At 40.0% G+C, this 21,541-nt stretch carries 18 protein-coding genes, 1 pseudogene and 1 other annotated feature; of the genes and pseudogenes, 5 read left to right on the top strand and 14 right to left on the bottom strand.

The features are described 5' to 3' along the window. Positions 1-21: 21 nt before the first annotated feature. The 4 genes from nhaC to KSU66_RS17670 all read right to left on the bottom strand — a co-directional run bounded on the left by nhaC (position 22) and on the right by KSU66_RS17670 (position 4,687). Positions 22-1,479 (bottom strand): Na+/H+ antiporter NhaC, encoded by a 1,458-nt coding sequence (gene nhaC, locus KSU66_RS17685; protein ID WP_269052784.1) that lies wholly within the window; start codon positions 1,477-1,479, stop codon positions 22-24. A gap of 66 nt (positions 1,480-1,545) precedes the next feature. Beyond that, complete coding sequence (locus KSU66_RS17680) at positions 1,546-2,451, bottom strand: proline racemase family protein (protein ID WP_269052827.1); 906 nt, start codon at positions 2,449-2,451, stop codon at positions 1,546-1,548. A 41-nt stretch (positions 2,452-2,492) separates the two neighbouring features. After that, positions 2,493-3,515 carry a proline racemase family protein gene (locus KSU66_RS17675; protein ID WP_269052783.1) on the bottom strand — a complete coding sequence of 341 codons (1,023 nt, stop codon included), beginning with the start codon at positions 3,513-3,515 and terminating at the stop codon, positions 2,493-2,495. After that, positions 3,515-4,687, bottom strand: coding sequence for an NAD(P)/FAD-dependent oxidoreductase (locus KSU66_RS17670; RefSeq protein WP_269052826.1), 1,173 nt, complete (start codon positions 4,685-4,687; stop codon positions 3,515-3,517). The genes KSU66_RS17675 and KSU66_RS17670 overlap by 1 nt, the downstream gene beginning before the upstream one ends. Positions 4,688-4,886: 199 nt before the next feature. Here KSU66_RS17670 and KSU66_RS17665 point away from each other — a divergent pair, with 199 nt between their 5' ends. From KSU66_RS17665 to KSU66_RS17650, 4 genes are all read left to right on the top strand, one after another. Beyond that, positions 4,887-6,581, top strand: coding sequence for a sigma-54 interaction domain-containing protein (locus KSU66_RS17665; RefSeq protein ID WP_269052782.1), 1,695 nt, complete (start codon positions 4,887-4,889; stop codon positions 6,579-6,581). A 78-nt stretch (positions 6,582-6,659) separates the two neighbouring features. Then, positions 6,660-6,917: a (2Fe-2S)-binding protein gene (locus KSU66_RS17660; RefSeq protein ID WP_269052825.1), complete on the top strand. Its 258-nt coding sequence runs from the start codon at positions 6,660-6,662 to the stop codon at positions 6,915-6,917. After that, positions 6,910-7,248: a (2Fe-2S)-binding protein gene (locus KSU66_RS17655; protein ID WP_269052781.1), complete on the top strand. Its 339-nt coding sequence runs from the start codon at positions 6,910-6,912 to the stop codon at positions 7,246-7,248. Before KSU66_RS17660 ends, KSU66_RS17655 begins: the two co-directional genes overlap by 8 nt. Then, positions 7,241-8,467: an NAD(P)/FAD-dependent oxidoreductase gene (locus KSU66_RS17650; protein WP_269052780.1), complete on the top strand. Its 1,227-nt coding sequence runs from the start codon at positions 7,241-7,243 to the stop codon at positions 8,465-8,467. The genes KSU66_RS17655 and KSU66_RS17650 overlap by 8 nt, the downstream gene beginning before the upstream one ends. 427 nt (positions 8,468-8,894) lie before the next feature. Here KSU66_RS17650 and KSU66_RS17645 read toward each other — a convergent pair whose 3' ends face one another. The 10 genes and pseudogenes from KSU66_RS17645 to ilvB all read right to left on the bottom strand — a co-directional run bounded on the left by KSU66_RS17645 (position 8,895) and on the right by ilvB (position 19,911). Next, complete coding sequence (locus tag KSU66_RS17645; RefSeq protein WP_269052779.1) at positions 8,895-9,785, bottom strand: choline/ethanolamine kinase family protein; 891 nt, start codon at positions 9,783-9,785, stop codon at positions 8,895-8,897. A 76-nt stretch (positions 9,786-9,861) separates the two neighbouring features. Further along, the gene (gene nadX / locus KSU66_RS17640) at positions 9,862-10,650 is read right to left on the bottom strand and encodes an aspartate dehydrogenase (RefSeq protein WP_269052778.1); all 789 of its coding nucleotides are present in this window, start codon (positions 10,648-10,650) and stop codon (positions 9,862-9,864) included. 159 nt (positions 10,651-10,809) lie between these two features. Then, positions 10,810-11,739 (bottom strand): threonine ammonia-lyase, encoded by a 930-nt coding sequence (ilvA, locus tag KSU66_RS17635; protein ID WP_269052824.1) that lies wholly within the window; start codon positions 11,737-11,739, stop codon positions 10,810-10,812. An 87-nt stretch (positions 11,740-11,826) separates the two neighbouring features. Next, on the bottom strand, positions 11,827-12,420 hold the full coding sequence (gene leuD / locus KSU66_RS17630) for a 3-isopropylmalate dehydratase small subunit (RefSeq protein WP_269052777.1): 594 nt from the start codon (positions 12,418-12,420) through the stop codon (positions 11,827-11,829). Between the two features lie 31 nt (positions 12,421-12,451). Beyond that, a complete protein-coding gene (gene leuC / locus KSU66_RS17625; RefSeq protein WP_269052776.1) occupies positions 12,452-13,861 on the bottom strand; it encodes a 3-isopropylmalate dehydratase large subunit in 1,410 nt (469 codons plus the stop codon). Positions 13,862-13,880: 19 nt separating this feature from the next. Then, a complete protein-coding gene (leuB, locus tag KSU66_RS17620; protein WP_269052775.1) occupies positions 13,881-14,981 on the bottom strand; it encodes a 3-isopropylmalate dehydrogenase in 1,101 nt (366 codons plus the stop codon). A 48-nt stretch (positions 14,982-15,029) separates the two neighbouring features. Then, a complete protein-coding gene (locus KSU66_RS17615; RefSeq protein WP_269052774.1) occupies positions 15,030-16,577 on the bottom strand; it encodes a 2-isopropylmalate synthase in 1,548 nt (515 codons plus the stop codon). Next, positions 16,564-17,619: pseudogene (ilvC, locus tag KSU66_RS17610) on the bottom strand (ketol-acid reductoisomerase); the annotation flags it as partial. The gene KSU66_RS17615 and the pseudogene ilvC, both read right to left, overlap by 14 nt. 19 nt (positions 17,620-17,638) lie before the next feature. Next, the gene (gene ilvN, locus KSU66_RS17605) at positions 17,639-18,154 is read right to left on the bottom strand and encodes an acetolactate synthase small subunit (RefSeq protein WP_269052773.1); all 516 of its coding nucleotides are present in this window, start codon (positions 18,152-18,154) and stop codon (positions 17,639-17,641) included. Beyond that, positions 18,151-19,911, bottom strand: coding sequence for an acetolactate synthase large subunit (ilvB, locus tag KSU66_RS17600; RefSeq protein ID WP_269052772.1), 1,761 nt, complete (start codon positions 19,909-19,911; stop codon positions 18,151-18,153). The genes ilvN and ilvB overlap by 4 nt, the downstream gene beginning before the upstream one ends. A 72-nt stretch (positions 19,912-19,983) precedes the next feature. After that, positions 19,984-20,229: a binding site (T-box leader), on the bottom strand. A 355-nt stretch (positions 20,230-20,584) separates the two neighbouring features. On the opposite strand from ilvB, the gene KSU66_RS17595 reads away from it, so the two are divergent. Further along, the gene (locus KSU66_RS17595) at positions 20,585-21,490 is read left to right on the top strand and encodes a S16 family serine protease (RefSeq protein WP_269052771.1); all 906 of its coding nucleotides are present in this window, start codon (positions 20,585-20,587) and stop codon (positions 21,488-21,490) included. Positions 21,491-21,541: the final 51 nt, after the last annotated feature.

The following is a 21,541-nucleotide window of genomic DNA, read 5'->3' as shown; positions in this document are numbered from 1 at the left end:
CCTCTAATTTGTGTGCATATTTTATAGTGTTGATGATTCTAAATCAATTGTAGTTGCAGTTGCTGTTCTACTTACAGCCTTCTCTTCTTCAATTTCCGGGTTTTTTGTGTACCAAATAAACCTATTCGTAAAGCCATAAATCAACGAGATGATGATAACCAAAAAGTTAAACCATAAGAATGGTAAATAACTAAGTGTTGATACGCCGAGGGCAGCAGCCATAAACACTCCGCCGTCTGACCAAGGGACCATTGGTGTCGTTACTGTACCACCCGCTTCGGTATTTCTTGATAAGACGCGTCGATCAATATTCAATCTATCATACGTATCTCCAGTAATTTTACTTGCTGTAATGAGCGAAACATACGCTGCACCACCAAAGAAGTTACCGAAGAATCCACCGACTAACGTAGTAACTGTCGCACGCCCAGCATTTTTAGCCCAATTCTCCATATATCCGCTGATGGCTCGTAATATGCCTATCTTCTCCATAAGCCCTCCAACACCAAGGGCAAAGATGATTAAAACAATAACATCTAACATAAACACGATTCCACCACGGTTTAATAAGTTGTCTATGAACGCAACACCTGATGTAATCGAATCTCCTGCATATAAAATGTTAACTGAATCCAAGATTGTTCTCCCTTGAAATAAGAAAGCCCACACAGAACCTAATGCAGCACCAAATAAAATTACCGGTATTGATGGTTTTCTAAATATGAGCAGCATGATAACTACCGCTGCAGGAAGTAACATATACCATTGAATATTGAAGTAATCATCCAACGCACCCATCGTGGCGGCAACACTGCCCACATCTCCACCGCCATCGTTGTAAATAAAACCCGCGATAAGGAACATAACCCCTGCTATAATCCACGCTGGAAAACTTACCGTGAACATCGATTTAATATGATCTATCAAATCTACTTTCGATAAGGAAGCCGACATGACCGTTGTATCCGAAAGTGGTGACATTTTATCACCCACATAACAACCGGAAATGACTGCACCCGCAACGAGTGGAAGCGGAAATCCAAAACTTGCACCAATTCCCATCATCGCAATTCCAGCAGTACCTGCAGATCCAAACGAAGTACCAGTAGCGATTGACGTAATCGTACAAATAATAAACGCCGCCAATAGGAAAATACTCGGATCAATGACTTGAAGTCCGTAATATAGAATCGTTGGAACAACTCCACCAGCTATCCATGTTCCAATTAATGCACCGACAGAAATTAAGATTAATACCGCTTCTAGCCCATCTTGAATCCCATCCAGTATTCCCTTTTGCATCTCTAAATAGGTGTAACCAATACGTAAACCTACTATCATGATCATAAACCACGTTGTGAGTAGTGCTAATTGGATTGATATCCCAAACTGGACGATAAACAAAAACATAATTAGTACGAAACCAATTAATACAAACAAGATTTCAGACGGCTTTGGTAATCTTTTTTCTGCGTTCATTCGATTCCTCCTCGATTTTATATTTCTAATAGGTCAAACATTTTCTCTCTAGTACTTTTTCGTTTATTAGGCTAATAAAAATCCATCTTTCAATGGATCGTCTTGATCAAAAATAAACTGGTTCATGCCCGTAACAAATGCCTCAGCTTCAACTGAAAACTGATTCGTTGGGGCCGATACTAATTTCGCCGTTAATTTACTGCCGAAAACACTCGTATTTGTAAGCGCTTCAACTTTTACCGATGAGCCTAGTAAAGACTCGAAGACAGCACAAGTACTATCAATACCGGGCGAGCGCAGGATATACCCATCTTTTTCAAAAGTTATCGTACGCACTTCGTTTGGCGTTGTTGCGGTACTTTCCGTCAGAATTACACCATCGAACACAATGTTTTCTTCCTTGAGCTTTATCGTCTGCTCCAATCCCCATCGACTCAGATTGGCCAAGTTCTCCAGTTGAATTCCTGGAATCGTGTCAGGTAACGGAAAAATAAAATACGTGCGATCCTCGTCTATTGTGACTGAAGAATAGTCTGGATGCTGTTCGTTTAGTACAGAGAACATATTTTCTACGCGGACAGCACGTACCTCTTGATTTTCAATAGCCACTTTCACTGAGTAAACACCGTTAGTCGTCTCTATCTTATAAACATCATCGGCGTTTTTCTTTAAGTTACCGGTTTCTAATAGAGCTGTGATAGTTGTAATCAAGCCTTCGTACTTAAAGTCGCTCACGTCGCTATGATTGAAGAACAGCAATCGATAATCCGCTATCTGCGAGGGCATGATCATACAACCGTGCATACCCCGATGTCCCCTAGGCTCGTTTAATAATAAGTTTTTTTCGTTCTCATAGTTGCCCTGTAATTTATGTTCTGCTGACTCCAAACTTTCATTTAGGAGTGAAATTGAGGAATGCATCACGACTCTGAATGCTTCTCCGGCCACATGGGTATCAATCGTTGTAAACATTTTTTCAAAGTTCATTTACTTCAACACCTCCTTTAAAGTACTTACATATTTTCCATGGGTGGAATTAATAAAAATCCTTCTTTTAATGGGTCTCTTTCGTTATAGAAAAAACGATTCATTCCCATAACCCAAGCGGAACCTGTCACTTCATTAATAACGGCATCGAGTTCTTTTACTTTTGTTTCGCTTAGTACTCTTGCCTTAAACATTGTGCCAACGATGCTTTCATAAACAAAGGTTTCGTCTAGACCAATTTCTTTATTCTTAAACATTGTTGCTAGTTTGGCCGACGTCCCAGTTCCGCAAGGTGATCTATCAATCCCACCCGGGGGTACGACAACTGTATTTTTCAAATCTGCCGCTGGATTAACTGGGTCCGTGTAAAACTCGATATGCGTTAACCCTTTGATGAACGGATACTCTGGATGAACGACTTCTTCAGTTGCATTAATCGCGCTTCGGATATCAATCGCTTTATTAATGATGGCCGTTGCATTTTCCTTTTCTAAACTAATGTCTAGCTTACGTGCGTCAATAATCCCGTAGAAGTTACCGCCATATGCAATGTCACACTCAACATGACCGACTCCTTCTACTTCTATTTCAATGGACTTAAGTAAAAATGAAGGAGCGTTTGCAAACGAAACTTCTTCTGCTTTTCCATTGACGACCTTGATTTGAACTTTGATGAGCCCTGCCGGTGTATCTAGGTTAATATTTGTGTATGGCTCTTTCACTTCTATTAAACCTGCTTCTACAAGTGCTGTACACGCACCTATCGTATCGTGTCCACACATTGGTAAATAGCCTCCGGTTTCAATATAAATGATGCCTATATCTGCTTCCGGGTGACAAGGATCTGTTATTAACGCACCCGACATTACGCCGTGTCCTCGTGGTTCGTTCATTAAGAAATTTCGAATCCAATCATAATTCTTTTCCATGTAAAGCATTTTCTCCGACATGGTTTCCCCTATTAACCGCGGCAGCCCACTAATTAGTGTCCGTGTTGGGTTGCCCCCCGTATGTGTATCAATTGTTGAAAAAACACGTTGAAAGTTCATTATGTTGTCACCCTCTCTCTGAACCGATCATGTCTAAGCGGATCTGTTGGAATGCATGTTTCTTTTTCATTAATCATTTCCTCAATTAACTTCCCTGTAACAGCAGCTAAACTAATTCCATCGCCCTCGTGTCCCGCGGCAATATAAAATCCAGGAATATGATCTACACGTGAAATTATTGGTAAATGATCTTCTGTCCACGGTCTAAGACCGGCATATGTTCGAATCACAGTCATGTCCGCAATTTTGGGATAAAAACGCATTGCGCGTTTTGCAATGTACTTTGTCACCTCATGATTTACTTTTGTGTCAAATCCAGTAAATTCACGACTGCTACCTATTAAGAAGTTTTGACTTTCTGTAGGTTCAAATACTAATGCAACACCATACTTTTCGGTAATAGGGTCTACAACTCGTTCGCCACCGAACTTTGATATTAGGTAACCGAACTCCATTACTTTTCGTAGACCTACAGGTTGTTGTCTTGATGCAACAATGAGCTGTCCTTTTCTGGGCGTTATCGGTACATTAACACCCAACATCTTCCCGATAATAGGGGCCCAAACACCAGCTGCGTTGACAACTTTGTTGGCCGTATATGTACCGTTCGTTGTTTCGATTGTAAATAAGCCAGTACCGTCTTTTTCAATATTTGTTACCTCTGTATTTTCTAGAATTTTAGCACCGTATTTTTTTGCGCTATGGAACATGGAGAATGTCAGCATATAAGGATTCACTGTCGAATCAGTTTTACATTCTAATCCGCCATAAAGGTCATCCGCGAAATACTTCGATTCATTCCGCAAATCTGCTCGGTCTAACATTCGAAAATCCCCGCCCGCTGCAAGTTGTTCGTTAACCCATTTATTTGCCGCTTCCATCTCGACATCATTTTCACAAACTAAAATACTTCCTGGATTTCGATATTCAAATGAAACTTCAAGTTCCTTACTTAATACATGTACAAGCTGTTGGCTTTTTAATGACATCTGGCTGTCGAAGCCTGGATCCTTATCAATTGCCAGTATATTTCCATCACATCTCGAGGAAGTTCCACTCGCTAATTCTTTTTTTTCAAGAACTGTAATATCCAAACCCGATTTCGCTCCATAATGAGCGATTGCCGCTCCCATGATGCCTCCCCCAATGACAACCACGTCACAATGAGAAATCTTATTCAAAGGTCTTCCCCTCCTCACTTAGGTACTCACTAATACTAATTGCAAGTTGCGTGCCAAAAGTATTTTACTCATAGGTACGCCAATCTATTGAATTTTCTTGCAACTTGTGTGAAAATAATTAGACAGTACAAAATAATTAGACAGTGAGCGTGATGAGAAATTGGTTTATTCCGATAACATTTTAGATATTGTGGCAAATAGTGATTGGGTGTTATTTTCTAGCAAAGAAGAAGTAACAGCTTTTCTTGAAAAGGAATTACAAACAAAGGCTTTCTTCATTGATAACAATAAAATCTATCACGCCGAATCGATTGAGGTTGGCAAAGAAATTTCTTATACGGTGTGTAAAGAAGCTTCTATAGATACAAGTATTTCAAATGTTTTTAAATTACTAGAGCATAATGAATGCATCATCGTAAGAAATTCCGACGAGGACATGATTGGTTTCATTAATTATGAGACGCTTTCAAAGACCTTATTATTCAATCATAAACGGCTACAAGCCTATATTCATACGATTCTTGACACGATTAATGAGTCCTGCACAGTCATTGACCACGAGGGAAAAGTAGTATTTTGGACTAAAGGTGCTGAGGAAATTTTTTCAGTTTCAGAGAGCGAAATAATTGGAAAACCAATAACCGACTTCTTTAGTGCAGACAGACTTGAAATATTAAACACATTGAAAACTGGTAAATCTGTTACCCATAGTCAACACCAAGCGCGTAAAGATTTAGTCGTCATGATCAATTCAAATCCAGTATATTTTAATAAAGAAATTATTGGGGCGGTTGTTTCAGAGACGGATATTACAAGTCAAATCAGATTAAATAACGAACTATTCCACGCTTCCGAAAAAATATTTCACCTGGAAGAAGAAGTACGTAAATCCTTACCAGAAGATAATCCTTTTAATTACATAAGAGGAAGTAGTCCCGCCCTAAAAGAAGCGCTTAATATTACAAGTAAGGCTTCCACTACCAATGCCAGTGTTTTAATTTACGGGGAAAGCGGCGTCGGTAAGGAGTTATTCGCTAAAGCTATTCATAATTTACGTGAAACTCCGGATGCCCCTTTCGTAGCTATTAACTGTGGGGCAATTCCCTCAGGTCTATTTGAAAGTGAAATATTTGGTTATGAAAAAGGGGCTTTTTCTGGAGCGGATCAAAAAGGAAAAAAGGGGAAAGTTGAACTTGCTCGGAACGGAACGTTATTTTTAGATGAAATCGGAGAAATGCCTTTAGAAATGCAAGTGAAAATATTAAGGCTTCTTCAAGAAAAAAGATTTTTCGCAGTTGGAGGCACGAAAGAAATCGAAGTTGATTTCAGAGTCGTGGCTGCAACAAACCGTGATTTAAAAGAACTAGTTGATGAAGGAAAGTTCAGGGAGGACCTTTATTACCGCTTGAATGTTGTTAATTTCACAGTTCCTCCTCTACGGGAACGGCCCGAGGATATTATAGAATTGACCCATTATTTCTTACATGAGATTTCAATCAAATACAATAAACCAATTCACGGAATTTCACAAACTGTCATGCAAAATCTTCTTCAACACAAATGGCCTGGAAATATTCGAGAATTAAAAAACGTAATGGAACGTTTAGTTGTATTTTCTGAAAATGGTGAAATACAGCATACTCACCTTCCCTCAGAACTCAATCAAACTAACCAAACAAGCGGTGAGGTTAACGACCCTAGCTCTTTCCCATCCCAACAAGATGATGATCGATCGTTAAAGGACCGGATTCAAGAGTATGAAAAACAAATTCTCGTTCAAGAGTTAGAGAAAGCGGATGGCAATAAATTACTTTGTGCCAAAAACCTAAAAATAACGCGCGCAACTTTGTACAATCGCTTAAATCGATTAGGAATAGATGACTAATATTGTTTGGCTTCATTCTTGCATACTCTTTATAGTATCGATATTAAAATTGGGGTGATTCAGTTGTTGGAGAATAATATGATTATCTGCAGATGTGAAGAAGTTACATACGGAGAATTAGTAGATACAGTTGCTGAACATGGTTGTTCAGCAAGAGAGTTAAAACTTAGGACGCGGGCGGGCATGGGATATTGCGGAGGTAGATCATGTCGTAGCCTGGTTGACAGCATCGCACACAACACGAAAGAGAAAGATTTTACACAAGTAGCAATGAAATACCAACCACCAATTAGGCCGATTAGTTTTGGTAACTTAGGAGATGTTAACAATGAGTAAACGAATTATTAATCACCCAGTACTAGATAAAATAGATGAAAACTTAATTGTAAATTTTACTTTTAATGATAAAACGTATGAAGGCTTCGAACACGAATCGGTAGCTGCGGCGCTTTTAGCCAATGGAATTCGAACGCTTCGACTTCACGAAGAAAGCGGAACGCCCCGCGGCATCTATTGCAATATTGGACATTGCTATGAGTGCCGTGTAACTGTAAATGGACAACAAGGTGTTAGGGCTTGTTTAACACCCGTTTCAGCAGGTTTAGATGTCACTAGCGGCGAAAAACTTCGAACCGATGTTAAAGATTGGAGACATGAAAATGCCTAAAGTAATTATAATCGGTGCAGGCCCAGCGGGATTATCAGCCGCAATAAAAATTGCTGAAAATGGGGTTGATGTACTCGTTCTCGATGAATATATGGTCGCTGGTGGAAGGTTACTTGGACAATTATACGAAGAACCTAATGGAGAATGGTGGAATGGCATTAAAGAATCTAAATCCCTACATGATCAAGCCGTAAGTCTTGGCGTGAAAATAAAATTACAGACATCTGTAAATAATATAGAAAAATTAGATGGTTCGTGGTTCGTTTACACAGAGACAAAAACGTATACCACTTCTCACCTATTGTTAGCAACTGGCGCAGCGGAAGCCCCGGTACCAATTCCAGGATGGACACTCCCCGGCGTTATGTCTGTTGGTGCGGCGCAAGTTATGACTAACGTACATCGAGTAAAGCCAGGTGAACGAGGTGTCATCATCGGGGTAAACGTTCTCTCATCTGCAATTGCGATGGAATTAAATCTTGCTGGCATAGATGTTGCGACAATCGCCTTACCTAAACTGAACCAAGTAACGAAAGATACCGGTAATCCGAGGACCGTACTAGATTCACTTCTGCACGTTTCACATATGGCCCCTTCTGCTTTCGTAAAACTTGGAAGTAAATTAATGAAGAATGAATTCATGAAAAAGCTTGGCGTTACTTTCTATCCGAAGCAAGGTGTGAAAATGTGGGGAATCCCGATACAGCTACGCAAAGCTGTTGTTGAGATTTACGGTGAAGATTGCGTTGAAGGCGTAACAATTGCAACCGTTACTACATCGGGAGAAGTTGTTCCAGGAACTGAAGAAAATATTAGTGCCGATTTTGTTTGTATCGCGGGTGGGCTTTATCCCCTAGCTGAATTGGCTGCAGTAGCTGGTTGCCCATTTTACCTAATCGAAGAGCTAGGCGGTTATGTACCACTGCATAATGAGCGCATGGAAACTACACTCGACGGCATGTATGTAGCTGGTAATATTACGGGTATTGAAGGTGCTAAAGTCGCTATAAGCCAAGGTATCACTGCTGGCTTGTCCATCGTACAAAGTCTCGGAGTAAGCGATCAAGAATTAAATATAGAAAATGCCTTAAAAAACATCGAGAAGACAAGAGACGCAGCATTTATCCAGTTCCACCCAAACGTTAAAGAAGGTAAAGCAAAACTTAACAAGCATTGGCATGACTACCAACAATCAGTCCCAAATACAGTAACGGTTTAAATCAAATGTAAGGCCCCTTGATTGCAATGATAAGAGGGTCTTACTTTTTCCTTATATATATATATGTGTTGAATTAACTACTGTTAAATCTAGTTTATTAAAATGAAAATCATTGGCTATTACAACAAATTCAACTTATAACTCTACCTGAACCCCTACATTATTTTTTTAACTGCTTTATCTACAACAAATGCGACCTTTGCTGAAGCATAGTTTAGCTTCACTTGATCTTTGCCGTAAACAACCTGGCCCTATACTTCTGGAATCATCCCGGTTTTTATTAACTCTATAATAACGGAATTACGGGCTACTTCTACCATATATAATACAGACCGCTCCCAAAATCGCAGTCCACCGTATATCACGGCGAGGGCAATAATAATAAAAAAAGCCCTCAAAGTATTTGACTACCTTTAGGGCTTCTACATTATTGTATTTGTACATAGGTATTATCGAACACGATAATATTCTTCTTCGCACGTTCAAAACGATTTTTTCCGTACGTTCCAAAATCATCGCCTTTTTCCTCTTTAAAAAGGGTCCATAAACTCCATAAATAATCTTGGAATACCTTGTGCAAATGGATTCTCTCTTTTTCCAAAGCCGTCGCTTCTCTTTGTAAATAGTAATTTACAAAAAGGTCTTCTTCAGACGCTGAATATCCTGCTTCCAATGAATACGCCGCAATATCCCACATCGGATCAAACATCCCACTATATTCCCAATCAATTAAATATATAATATCATCTTCATCTAAGATAAAGTTTGAGAATGCCGGGTCAATGTGACAGGGTACAATTTCTATATCTAACGTCTCGTAATGCTTTTTTAAACGCAGTATATCCCTCTTTACTTCTTCAAATCCATCAAATAATTCTGCGCCTGCAACTAGTCCCAAGTTTTCATACGTAGTCATCATTTCAAAAAGTTTAAATTTATTCCCCATAACTTTATTAGATTTATGAAGCCTTCTAAAAATTACTGCGATACTTTTCATAAACCCTTCATTCTCTGCAATATTTTTAGTTACCGTTCGAGCGTTTTCTATTTTCTTTGTAATTTTCAACCCTGTATTCACATTAAAATACCGTAATTCTGGATTTATACCTATTGCAGTACCCAGCTCAAGGTTTTCCTTTTCCTCAACCCTGTTGATAATATCCTTCGTTCCATTACCTGGAACACGCACAATATAACTGACCGAATCTATTAAGACGTGGTAATTAAGATTTGTCATTCCACCGCTTATTCCGATGTTTTCTATTTCTGCGTTCGGTAATTTCAATGCTTCCCTAATAGTATCCTTTAAATTTTCCAAATAAATAAGTCCCCTTTCCCCTTTAAACTAACCCTTTTTATTAACCCTAATTTACTTCCTCATCACCACTAATTGTTCAACCAATCACCATTTGCTCTTCTAGTGATTGAATTGCCGATAGTATACTTAGTCCAGTTAAATAACTTGTTTTAGGATTTGTCGGAGATGGATTGTTCTCGATCGTTAATTCTAGTTTTCCAAATTCCCCTGTTGCATGTATTGTATGCATATTTTTACTTATTGTTGGATCTGCAATTATTTTCACTCTAGTTTCATCAACGCCAATACCGGCTAAGGAAAGGGTTATTGCTACATTTGCATTTTGAGGGAACTCTTGAATTGCTTGTTTCGCGGGTCCTTCAAATATGACCATTTCTTTTTCTAGTAATTTTCCGGACAAAGCGTCAGCTGGTTTACGCGTAACGAGTGAAACCGCTTCCAAACCACCAGTTGTATTAGCCGCTTTCACAATATCTAGCCCCCCTATTGCGCCCGATGGTAAATAGACTTTTGTCCCCTTCGACTTGGCAATAGAATGCAACTCCTTATATAAGGTGGCGTCTGATAATGCACCTATACTAATGAGTAGTAAATCTTTCTGTTCAACAATTTTACATGCATATTCTTTAGCCACTTTGATATTTGCGCATTCCACCACAATACCCATTCCTGCATCTAAAAATGCTTCTATTTCCTGAAATATTTTAAACTCATATCTTCTTGATAAATCTAATAACTTATCGGAAGTACTTTCACGATCATCTAAAACTGATGTAATGCGGTAATCCGAAAACAACTTTTCTTCATTTATTTTCTCCAATAAAAATTGACCAATTGAGCCACAACCAACCAACCCAATATTCAACTATACCCACTCCAATCGAACTCAACTCGACAGAATATAATAAATTCTATTATCTATATTATACCATGTTGGAACAAACGTTGTCTCTAACACTTATTAGTAAACATTAAATAAACCCACTTCCGAATATGGATGGAAGTAGGTTTTATTTAGTAGTTTTTAAAAGTTTTGCACTGAATTTGTAGCACGTTGCATGCAGCCTGCTACTTTACTCAGATCGAAGTTTCCGCCACTGACGATTACACCCGTTTTATTACTAGAAACAGGTAGCTTCTTATTCAAAACAGCCGATATTGCTGCGGCGGCTGCGCCTTCAACGAGTAATTTTTCTCGCTCTAACATGAAAACAATTGTTGAAGATATTTCTTGTTCCGTAACAGTAATAATGTCATCTACATAATTATTGATAATATCCGTCGTTAATTTCCCTGGTTCTTTTACACAAATCCCTTCAGCTATCGTTGGTAGGAAAGGGATATTATTGTTTCGCATACCATGAAAAGACATATATATAGCGGGAGAATTGGCAGCTTGAACGCCAATTACCTTAACATCAGGACGAATCGTTTTGACAGCTAATGCTGTGCCGGCAAGAAGTCCACCACCACCCGCTGGTACAATAATTGTATCCAATTCAGGTTGTTGTTGTAGCATCTCCATCGCAACAGTAGCTTGCCCTTCAATAACTGCCAGATCATCAAACGGATGTATGAAAGTCGCACCAGTTTCTAGTTGTTCTTCACGAGCCGCTACATATGCTTCGTCAAAGCTTTTCCCAAATAGTTTAACGGTTGCCCCGTATTTTCGGGTGGCACTTACTTTTGTTTCCGGGGTTGTTTTTGGCATATAAATCGTTACAGGTATGCCCCTTTCCCGTCCAGCAAGTGCAACGCCTTGTGCATGATTTCCAGCAGATGCAGCTATTAGCCCACGTGAACACTCTTCTATACTTAGCTGTGCGACCTTATTAAATGCACCACGAATTTTAAATGATCCAGTTTTTTGCAGGTTTTCTAGTTTCAAAAACACTTCTGATCCAGTCCAGTCATTTATTGTCTGAGACTGCTTAAACGGCGTTCTATGAACAATATCCGTTAACCTTTCAGATGCTTCGAATAAACCTGCTTTGTTATATGAATTCCCAACGACACCATCTCCTTTTTTTTCAAGTCACGCTTATACAAGCTGTTTTTGTTTTTCTTCATACGCTGAAATCTTATCTTCGAGTTGGAACGTTAACTCGATTTCATCCCAGCCATTTAACAACATCTCTTTGTGATATGGGTCAATCTCGAATGAATACAATTCACCGTCTTGCCCTTTAACTGTTTGATCCTCTAAATTTACTTGAATTGAATACGGCTGTTGCTCACCATTTGAAAGTAACGCCTCTACTTCTGGTACCGTTAACCGAATCGGAAGCAAGCCATTTTTCATACAGTTGCTGTAAAATATATCAGCAAAACTCGGTGCGATGATGACGTTAAAACCGTAATCGACTAAGGACCATGGTGCATGCTCTCTTGACGAACCACATCCGAAGTTTTCGTGTGCTACCAAAACCTCAGAATCCTTGAAGCGCTCGTCATTCAGGACAAAGTCTTTAATTTCATTACCCTCCGCATCAAATCGCCAATGATGAAACAAATACTTCCCGAATCCCGTCCGTTCAATCCGTCTTAAAAACTCTTTTGAAATAATTTGGTCTGTATCCACGTTGATTTTATTAAGTGGTGTAATTACACTTTCTACTCTATTAATAGGTTTCATCATTCCAACCTCCTCATTGTGTTTTGACAACCTAAGCGTGAGTCATTTTCATCTCACGTACATCAACGAATCGACCTGCAATCGCTGCCGCCGCAGCCATTGCCGGACTCATTAAGTGTGTACGCGAACCCATTCCTTGTCGTCCTTCAAAGTTTCGGTTGGATGTTGAAGCACATCTTTCGCCTGCTGGAACAACATCATCATTCATCGCTAAACACATACTACACCCTGACTCTCGCCATTCAAATCCAGCCTCTAGGAACACTTTGTCAAGCCCTGCGTCTTCAGCCTGTTTTTTAACAGTTCGTGAACCCGGCACTACAATTGCAGTCACGGAATCATGAACCTTTTGGCCTTCAACGACTTTTGCCGCCGCTGCTAAATCACTTAGCCTAGCATTCGTACATGAACCAATAAACACATGTTGAATATCGATGGATGTTAGCGGCATTCCTTCTTCTAGACCCATATAAGATAGGGCATTTGTCAATGCTACTTTATCTGACTCATTTTCATAGTCTGATAAATACGGGACATTATTTGTAATACCTGAACCCATCGACGGGTTTGTACCCCAAGTTATAAATGGTTCAATTTCATCAGTGTTAATTTCGACAACAGTATCGTATTTTGCACCTTCATCAGTCGCAATCGCTAACCAGTTAGCTGCTGCCTCATCAAAGGCCTCGCCCGTTGGAATATATTTTCTACCTTTTAGATAATTGATTGTTTTTTCATCAGGGCTAATTAACCCAGCTTTCGCACCTGCTTCAATCGACATATTACAAATCGTCATACGCTCTTCCATTGTAAAGTTTTTAACCGCTTCACCTGTATACTCGATAATATGCCCATTACCCATATCAATGCCAAACTTTGCGATAATCGCTAGGATGATATCCTTTGCAGTGACGCCAAATCCAAGTTCGCCGTTAATTTTAACTTCCATCGTTTTAGGACGCGCTTGCCAAAGGGTTTGCGTCGATAAAACATGCTCAACTTCACTTGTTCCAATACCAAAGGCAATCGCACCAAAGGCGCCGTGTGTAGATGTATGACTATCCCCACAAACGATGGTTTGACCCGGTTGCGTCAACCCAAGTTCCGGCCCAATTATATGAACAATTCCTTGGTCCGGGTGATCCATATTCGCCAGTGGCACACCAAACTCATCACAGTTTTCTTGTAAAGTCGCCACTTGCTTTCTGGCAATTGGATCAGCAATTGTTGGTAGATTTTTTGTTGGTATATTGTGATCCATCGTTGCAAAACACAAGTCTGGCCGACGTACTTTTCTATTTGCTAACCTAAGCCCTTCAAATGCTTGTGGTGATGTAACCTCATGCAATAAGTGAAGATCAATATAGAGCAAGTCCGGCTTACCTTCTTCTTTATGAACAACATGTTGATCCCATATTTTTTCGATAATTGTCTTCGCCATTTTGCTCTTCTCCCCTCAATTAATTATAGGTAAACATAATACTGTTGCTTACAGATTGAATGTCGAGTTCGTCGACAACTTTATCTGTCCATTCATTTGTTGATAATACACGGTCTCCTGGTGAAGCTAGATCCGCTGTGAAAAATCCGTCTTCAAAGACAACGTTAACGGCTTCTTCAATTGCAGAGGCCTCCGTTTCCATGCCAAATGAATATTTCAACATCATCGCTACAGATAAAATTGTCGCTGCCGGATTTGCTTTTCCCTGTCCCGCAATTTCAGGAGCAGTTCCGTGTACCGGTTCATATAAACCAAAGCCATCCGCTCCGATGCTTGCCGAAGGTAGAACACCTAAAGAACCTGTAATAACAGACGCCTCATCGCTCAAAATATCACCGAACATGTTTTCAGTTACAATAACGTCAAATGCGCTCGGGTTTGTGACAAGTTGCATCGCTGCAGAATCTACCAACATATGTTCAACTTCGATGTCAGGATATGATTTTTTCTTTTCCTCAACAACTTCACGCCATAATTTGCTCGATTGCAACACGTTTTCCTTATCGACAGAAGTTACTTTCCCTCTTCGTAGGCGTGCAAGTTCGAACCCTTTTTCTACAATACGTTCGATTTCTTTTCGCGTATAGACAAGTGTATCGAAAGCAGCTTTTTCTGTTTTCCTACTCGGCTCACCGAAATATAAGCCTCCAGTAAGTTCACGAACGATCAGCATATCAACATTTTTTGCCACTTCTTCTTTTAAAGGAGAAGCATGAAGTAAAGAAGGAACAGTCATGACCGGGCGAAGATTCGCAAACAGATCGAAATGCTTACGAATTGCAAGCAAACCTTTTTCCGGTCGTAATTCTGCGGGTTGTTTATCCCATTTTGGCCCACCAACAGCGCCTAGAAGAATGGCATCACTCTGTTGACATAGTTCTATTGTTTCATCTGGGAGCGGCGAATCGTGTTTATCTACCGCTGCACCGCCAATTAAGCCATAAGCCACATCGAATGTGTGCTCAAAACGTCTCGCAATAACTTGCAACACCTTTACTGCTGCTTCCGTTACCTCTGGGCCGATTCCATCACCTGGTAGAACTGCTATTCTCTTCTTCATTATTAGCTCTCCTCCTTATTTTTTTATGTTTCTTAATTCATTTTCAGACTAAGAAAACACGCTTGTTTTTTTCACTTGGCCGTCTTCACTGATAAGATGTCGGTTAATAGCATTTAAATATGCTTTCGCCGTTGCTTCAAGTACATCTTGAGCAATATCGCGTCCAGTTGATTCTTCATCGTTAACACTTAAGTTAATAACTGCTTCCCCAAGTGCATCCCGCCCTTTACCAATTGAAGTAACGCGGTAATCCAGAATGTGAATCTTCCCTTCCACCAACTCTTCCAGCGTGTTAAATATTGCTTCGACTGATCCTGATCCACTAGCTGCTCTACTAGTTTCTTCGCCACTTGGCGTGATGACTGAAACTGTCGCTGTTGGTACATTATCTGTTCCGTACTGGACTTGAACATTTTTCAATTCATATACCGGTGTATCCGCGCTTTGAATTTGTTGGTCTGTAAAGAGGACAAACAAATCATTTTCAGTAATTTCTTTTTTGCGATCCGCTAAGCTCTTAAACTCTATGAACGCTTCATTTATTTTTTCATCACTTAATTCAAAGCCCATTGAAATTGCGCGGTCACTGAATGCGTGTCTTCCTGAGTGCTTTCCTAATGCGAGTGGCTCTACAGTCGCACCGATTAGCTCTGGCGTAATAATTTCATACGTTTCACGGTTTTTCAGCATACCATCCTGGTGAATTCCGGATTCATGAGCGAATGCATTCTTTCCGACAACTGCTTTGTTCGGTTGAATGACAACCCCAGTTAATTGGCTAACCAATTGACTTGTTCTCTTAATCTCATGTAAGTTTAGTGCCGTTTCAAAACCATAGACGTCTTTACGTATATGTAGTGCTACTGCAATTTCTTCCAAGGCTACGTTTCCAGCACGTTCACCAAGGCCATTAATTGTACCTTCAACTTGATCTGCGCCATTTTCAATCGCCGCAATCGTATTCGCTGTCGCCATACCCAAATCATCATGACAATGTGCAGAAAGCTTCACATTATCAATGCCCGTGACATTTTCCTTTAAATATTTAAAGAGTGCACCGTATTCGGCAGGTGTTGCGTATCCTACTGTATCTGGAACGTTAATAGTCGTAGCGCCCGCTGCAATAACCTGATTGATTATTCTGACTAGGAATTCCGGATCTGACCGAAATGCATCTTCAGCCGACCATTGAACTAATGGAAACTTTTTGCGTGCGTACTTTACAGATTCTACCGCGATATCTACAACTTGATCTGGTGTTTTCATCAACTTATCTTTCATATGAATAGGAGACGTCGCCAAGAATATGTGTAAATGTGGTTGTTCAGCAACTCGTAACGCTTCCCAAGACCTGTCGATATCACTTTTCATAGCTCGCGCAAGGCCTGTGACAGTCGAATTCTTCACTAATTTTGCAATCCGTTGTACAGCTTCGAAATCACCTGGGGAAGAAGCAGGAAATCCTGCTTCAATAATTGTTACCCCAAGCTTTTCTAACTGACGTGCGATTTCCACTTTTTCAGCAGTGTTTAAATTAATGCCCGCTGCCTGTTCGCCGTCTCGTAATGTGGTGTCGAAAATATCAATTTTTCGCACTTGCCACCACTTCTTTCGCTTTCTTATTCGCTGCGTCATTAACAAACGGCATCATTGCACGAAGTTTTTTACCAACTTCCTCAATCTGATGTTTTTCTTCACTCTCAGTAATTGCGTCAAACTTCGGACGGTTGTCTTTGTTTTCTTGAATCCATCCTCTTGCAAATTCACCTGATTGGATTTCTGAAAGAAGTTCTCTCATGCGATCTTTCGTGTCTGCATCGATAATGCGATCACCTGCTACATAATCGCCCCATTGCGCTGTGTCGGAAATTGAATAACGCATTCCTGAAAGGCCGCCTTCATACATTAGGTCAACAATTAGTTTAAGTTCATGTAACGTTTCAAAGTAAGCTAGTTCTGGTTGGTAGCCTGCTTCTACAAGAATCTCGAAGCCCGCTTTTACTAATGCAGTTGTTCCGCCGCAAAGAACCGCTTGTTCTCCGAATAGATCCGTTTCAGTTTCTTCTTTAAATGATGTTTCAAGAACGCCTGCACGTGCAGATCCGATTCCTTTTGCGTATGCAAGTGCTACTTCTTTCGCTTTTCCTGATGCGTCTTGGTATACAGCAAATAGTGCTGGTACGCCTGCACCTGCTTCATAAGTTCTGCGAACTAGATGGCCTGGTCCTTTTGGTGCAACTAGGAATACGTCAACGTCTGCAGGTGGTTTAATTTCATCAAAGTGAACGTTAAAACCATGTGCAAAGACTAGTGATTTTCCAGCTTTAAGTGCTGGTTCAATTTCAGCATCGTATACTTGTTTTTGTCTTTCGTCTGGTAGTAAAACCATGATTAGATCAGCTTGTTCTGCTGCTTCTTTAACTGTGGCAACATTCATGCCATCTTCTTTAGCTTGGTCGAAAGATTTACCTTCGCGAACTCCAACAACTACGTCAAACCCTGAATCTTTCAAGTTTCGAGCATGTGCGTGTCCTTGTGAACCGTACCCGATTACTGCAACCTTCTTATCTTGTAAAACACTCTCATCGATATCGTTGTTATAATACATTTTAGCCATTTTATATTTCCTCCTAGTAGTTTTTAGTTTTTTTAGTTTTTTATTTTAGTATTGATAATTGTGGCGAATGAACCTTTTGTGTTTCTCTTACAAAAGCCGTTGCACCTGTTCGAGTCAATTCTTTAATACCATACGGCCTAATTAAATCGATAAACGCTTCAATTTTTTCCGGATTCCCTGTCACTTGATACGTAATAACATTTTTCCCGATATCAATAGCAGTTGCCCGGAATGGTTCGATAATGCTGTTCATTTCACTCCGTATATGTGGAGGTGAAACGACTTTCACAAGTGCAAGTTCTCTCATAACAATCGATTTATCCGTTATATCATCTACTTTAATGACATCAATTTGCTTTTGGAGTTGCTTGACTAGTTGTTCAATCTTTTGCTCATCTTCCACATTGACGACGAACGTCATTTTCGACATTCCGTATTGCTCGGTATGCCCGACAGTTATGCTTTCGATGTTGAATTGCCTCTTCATGAGCAGCCCGGTTACCCGGTTTAAAACGCCGCTTTGGTTGATAACCGTTACGGTAATAACTCTTTTCATTTGCTACTCACTCCTATCATTTGATGCAATCCTGTTCCTGGTACTACCATTGGATAAACGTTTTCCAATAGTTTCACTCGGCAATCGATAAGTACAGGTTCATCGGAAAGTAGTGCTTCTTCGAAAATTTTCTCCGCTTCTTCTAGCGTATCGATTCGGTATCCTTTTAGATCATATGCATCCGCTAATTTCACGAAATCTGGTTGCACTGGCATTAATGACTGTGAATACCTTTCATTGTAAAATGTTTCTTGCCACTGACGTACCATTCCCAAGCCACCGTTATTCAAAATGACGACTTTTACCGGAATGCGAAGCTCCTGCAGCAACGATAATTCTTGCGCCGTCATTTGGAATCCTGCGTCACCGACAACTGCTACAACTCTGGCATTCGGTTTTGCAAGTTGTGCACCAATCGCTGCTGGAAAACCAAAGCCCATTGTTCCAAGGCCACCAGACGTTACCCAATGATCAGGGTTGTTTAACTTGTAATACTGCGCTGCCCACATTTGGTGTTGACCAACATCCGTTGTGACAATCGCATCGCCCTTTGTTATGCGGTGAATAATTTCAAGGGCTTGTTGTGGAAGTAGAGTCGACTCATCTTCCACGTACCACAATGGATACTTTTCAATCGCTTCTTTTAAATAAGAAACCCAATTACTCGTTTGTGGCGATTCGATATCTTGTTTAAGTAGTTCTTTTAGTGCTTCTTTTGCATCTGCTACGATCGGGATTGCGGTTAGAACGTTTTTCCCTATTTCTGCTGGATCAATGTCGATGTGAATGACTGTCGCATTTGGCGCGAATAACTTTAAGTTACCCGTGAGCCGATCATCGAACCGTGCCCCAATATTGATGAGCACATCACATTCACTAATTGCCGTGTTCGCTGTGTACGTTCCGTGCATACCCGCCATTCCAAGGAAAAGTTCATGCTCTCCGTGGATGCTTCCTAGACCTAGGAGCGTGTTGGTCACGGGAATCTGATGTCTTTCAACGAATTCTTTTAATTCGTCCATTGCTTGTGCGTGTAGTATTCCAGCACCAGCGAGAATTAGCGGTTTTTTTGCTTCTGATATTGCCTTAGCCGCTTTTTGAATTTGTAAGTAGTTCGGCTTTGTTGTCGGTTGATAACCTGGCAAGTTGACTTCTTGATCTTTTCCTTCATTAGAAGAAGCATCAAATAGCTCAATCGCAATATTTTTCGGTATGTCGACTAACACCGGACCTTTTCTTCCTGTTGAAGCTATGTGAAAGGCTTCTTTTATTATTCTTTGTAAATCATTTATGTCGTTTACTTGATAATTGTGTTTTGTAATTGGCTGTGTAATTCCAATAATGTCGGCTTCTTGAAATGCGTCTGTTCCGATTACCTCACTTGCCACTTGGCCAGTAAAGATGACTAATGGTAGTGAGTCCATCATCGCGTCAGTAATTCCAGTGACTAAGTTCGTTGCACCAGGTCCTGATGTCGCAATGACAACCCCCGTCTTTCCAGATACACGTGCATACCCTTCAGCTGCGTGAATCGCACCTTGTTCGTGACGTGCTAGGATATGAGTTATCGGATTTTTGTAAAGAGCATCGTAAATCGGTAATACTGCTCCTCCGGGATAACCGAAAATGATTTCAACATCTTGATCTTTTAAAGCTTGAATGAGTACTGCAGACCCATCATTCAATTGGTTCGGTTGTTCTTCTGTTTCTTGTATATTTTCGGGAAGCTTTTTCGTTGCTTGACCTCCAGTATTCATTAACAAACTCCTCCTGACATTTTAATAATAAAAAATGCCTTTTCATCCCACGCAAAGAAACAATGTTCTTTACATAGGGATGAAAAAGCATTTCATGGTACCACCCTTGTTCGTAGCAATAACGCCACCTCTCGAATAGAACTAGTCTATTCATTCATAACGAGCGTAAAACTCTACGCCCGAATCTGCCTATTCAGTTTCCTTTTCAGCAAATCTCTCCGAGGGGATGTCGCTACTAGTTGTATTATCGGCTTCCACCAATGCCGACTCTCTGGGAATACATCATACTAGTTACTTTTTCCTCATCAACGATTTAGTAAATTTTCAGTTTTCAATTTGTATCATCTGCTAAATAAGATGAACGCTTCAAGTTTGTGAAATAAAACACGAACTCGATTGGATTGATGTAATCTTACCCCGTATTCGCCCACACGTCAACAGATTCTTTTTAATTGCAAGTCAATTTAGAATAATGAATTCAGTTGTATCCGCTTCCATAGTTGTTAAATCAACGTCTCCCTTTAAAGTCACATTTCATTCACAATTTCAAATTCTTGTAGATTCGAGTTGTGATTGAGTTTGTATTCCGATTAGTTAGGATTAGTCCGAACTATCTTTTTCCTTAATATGGTATGATTGGCTAAACAATTAATTTTATTTGGAGGATACCAACTTGAGAAGAAAGAGTATGTTATCGGCTTTTTTACATAGCGTCCTTCTAGTAGTCCCTGCTTATGCATTATTACTCGTTGCTTATTACATGGACTTTATAAACGGCTTTGTCTTCTTAGGGACAATGCTAGTTATTTTAGTCACCGCTTCTATTCTTTTGATTATTTTCCGAAAAAATAAGTTTAAAGCTATGGTCATTATTTTTGTGGTTTTATTATCCCTACTTCTTTTTGGTTTTGAACTCCGACTACTCAACTACGAAAGTAATACCTATTTGGCAGACGGTTTTAGGGAGCCAGAAGAACTTTTAGTTGGTTCCGGAATCCATATCCTTTCACTGGCATTATACGATATTCATTTTTTGGAGGATGAAGAAATGATCAAGGATATTTATGAAAGGGACAATGTTCAGATCTTTGATTTATACAAAATTAAAAATCGTGATAGGTATATGAGCAAACTAACTGAACTTAAACAGTTTGTCGGGTTTGGCCAAGATGATTTTCAAGTGATGGGCGAAAACGTTAATAACTTTATTAATGAGGACATCCCCCTAATTGATGAATTTCTGAGCAGGGATGCCCTAAGCGGGGATAGTGCAGGGTTGGCGTTAGGTCTTACTGCAATGATCTATCAAGGAACGTTAGAGAAGACTTTCCCAATAGGTGTCACTGGTACGCTAGAACCTAATGGGGATATCAGGGAAGTGACTGGTATTAGAGGAAAAATCATAATATCCGAGCAAAGTGACCTACCTTATATCATGATTCCGTTAGCAAACCTGAAAGAAGCAGAAGCCGTAAAATCTCAAGAGAACTTAACGATAGAAATCATACCTGTTAGTCATGTCGATGAAGCTGTATCTGCAATCAAGGAACTAAATGCAATGGCGACACGAAGTAAGTAAATAAATACGCACAGCACCGGCTTTCTAAAGGTCGGTGTTGTGCGTACTTTT

Source organism: Sporosarcina sp. G11-34 (assembly GCF_026931025.1).
The sequence above is the reverse complement of the archived record's forward strand: the minus strand, read 5'-3'. Positions and strand labels throughout refer to the sequence as shown.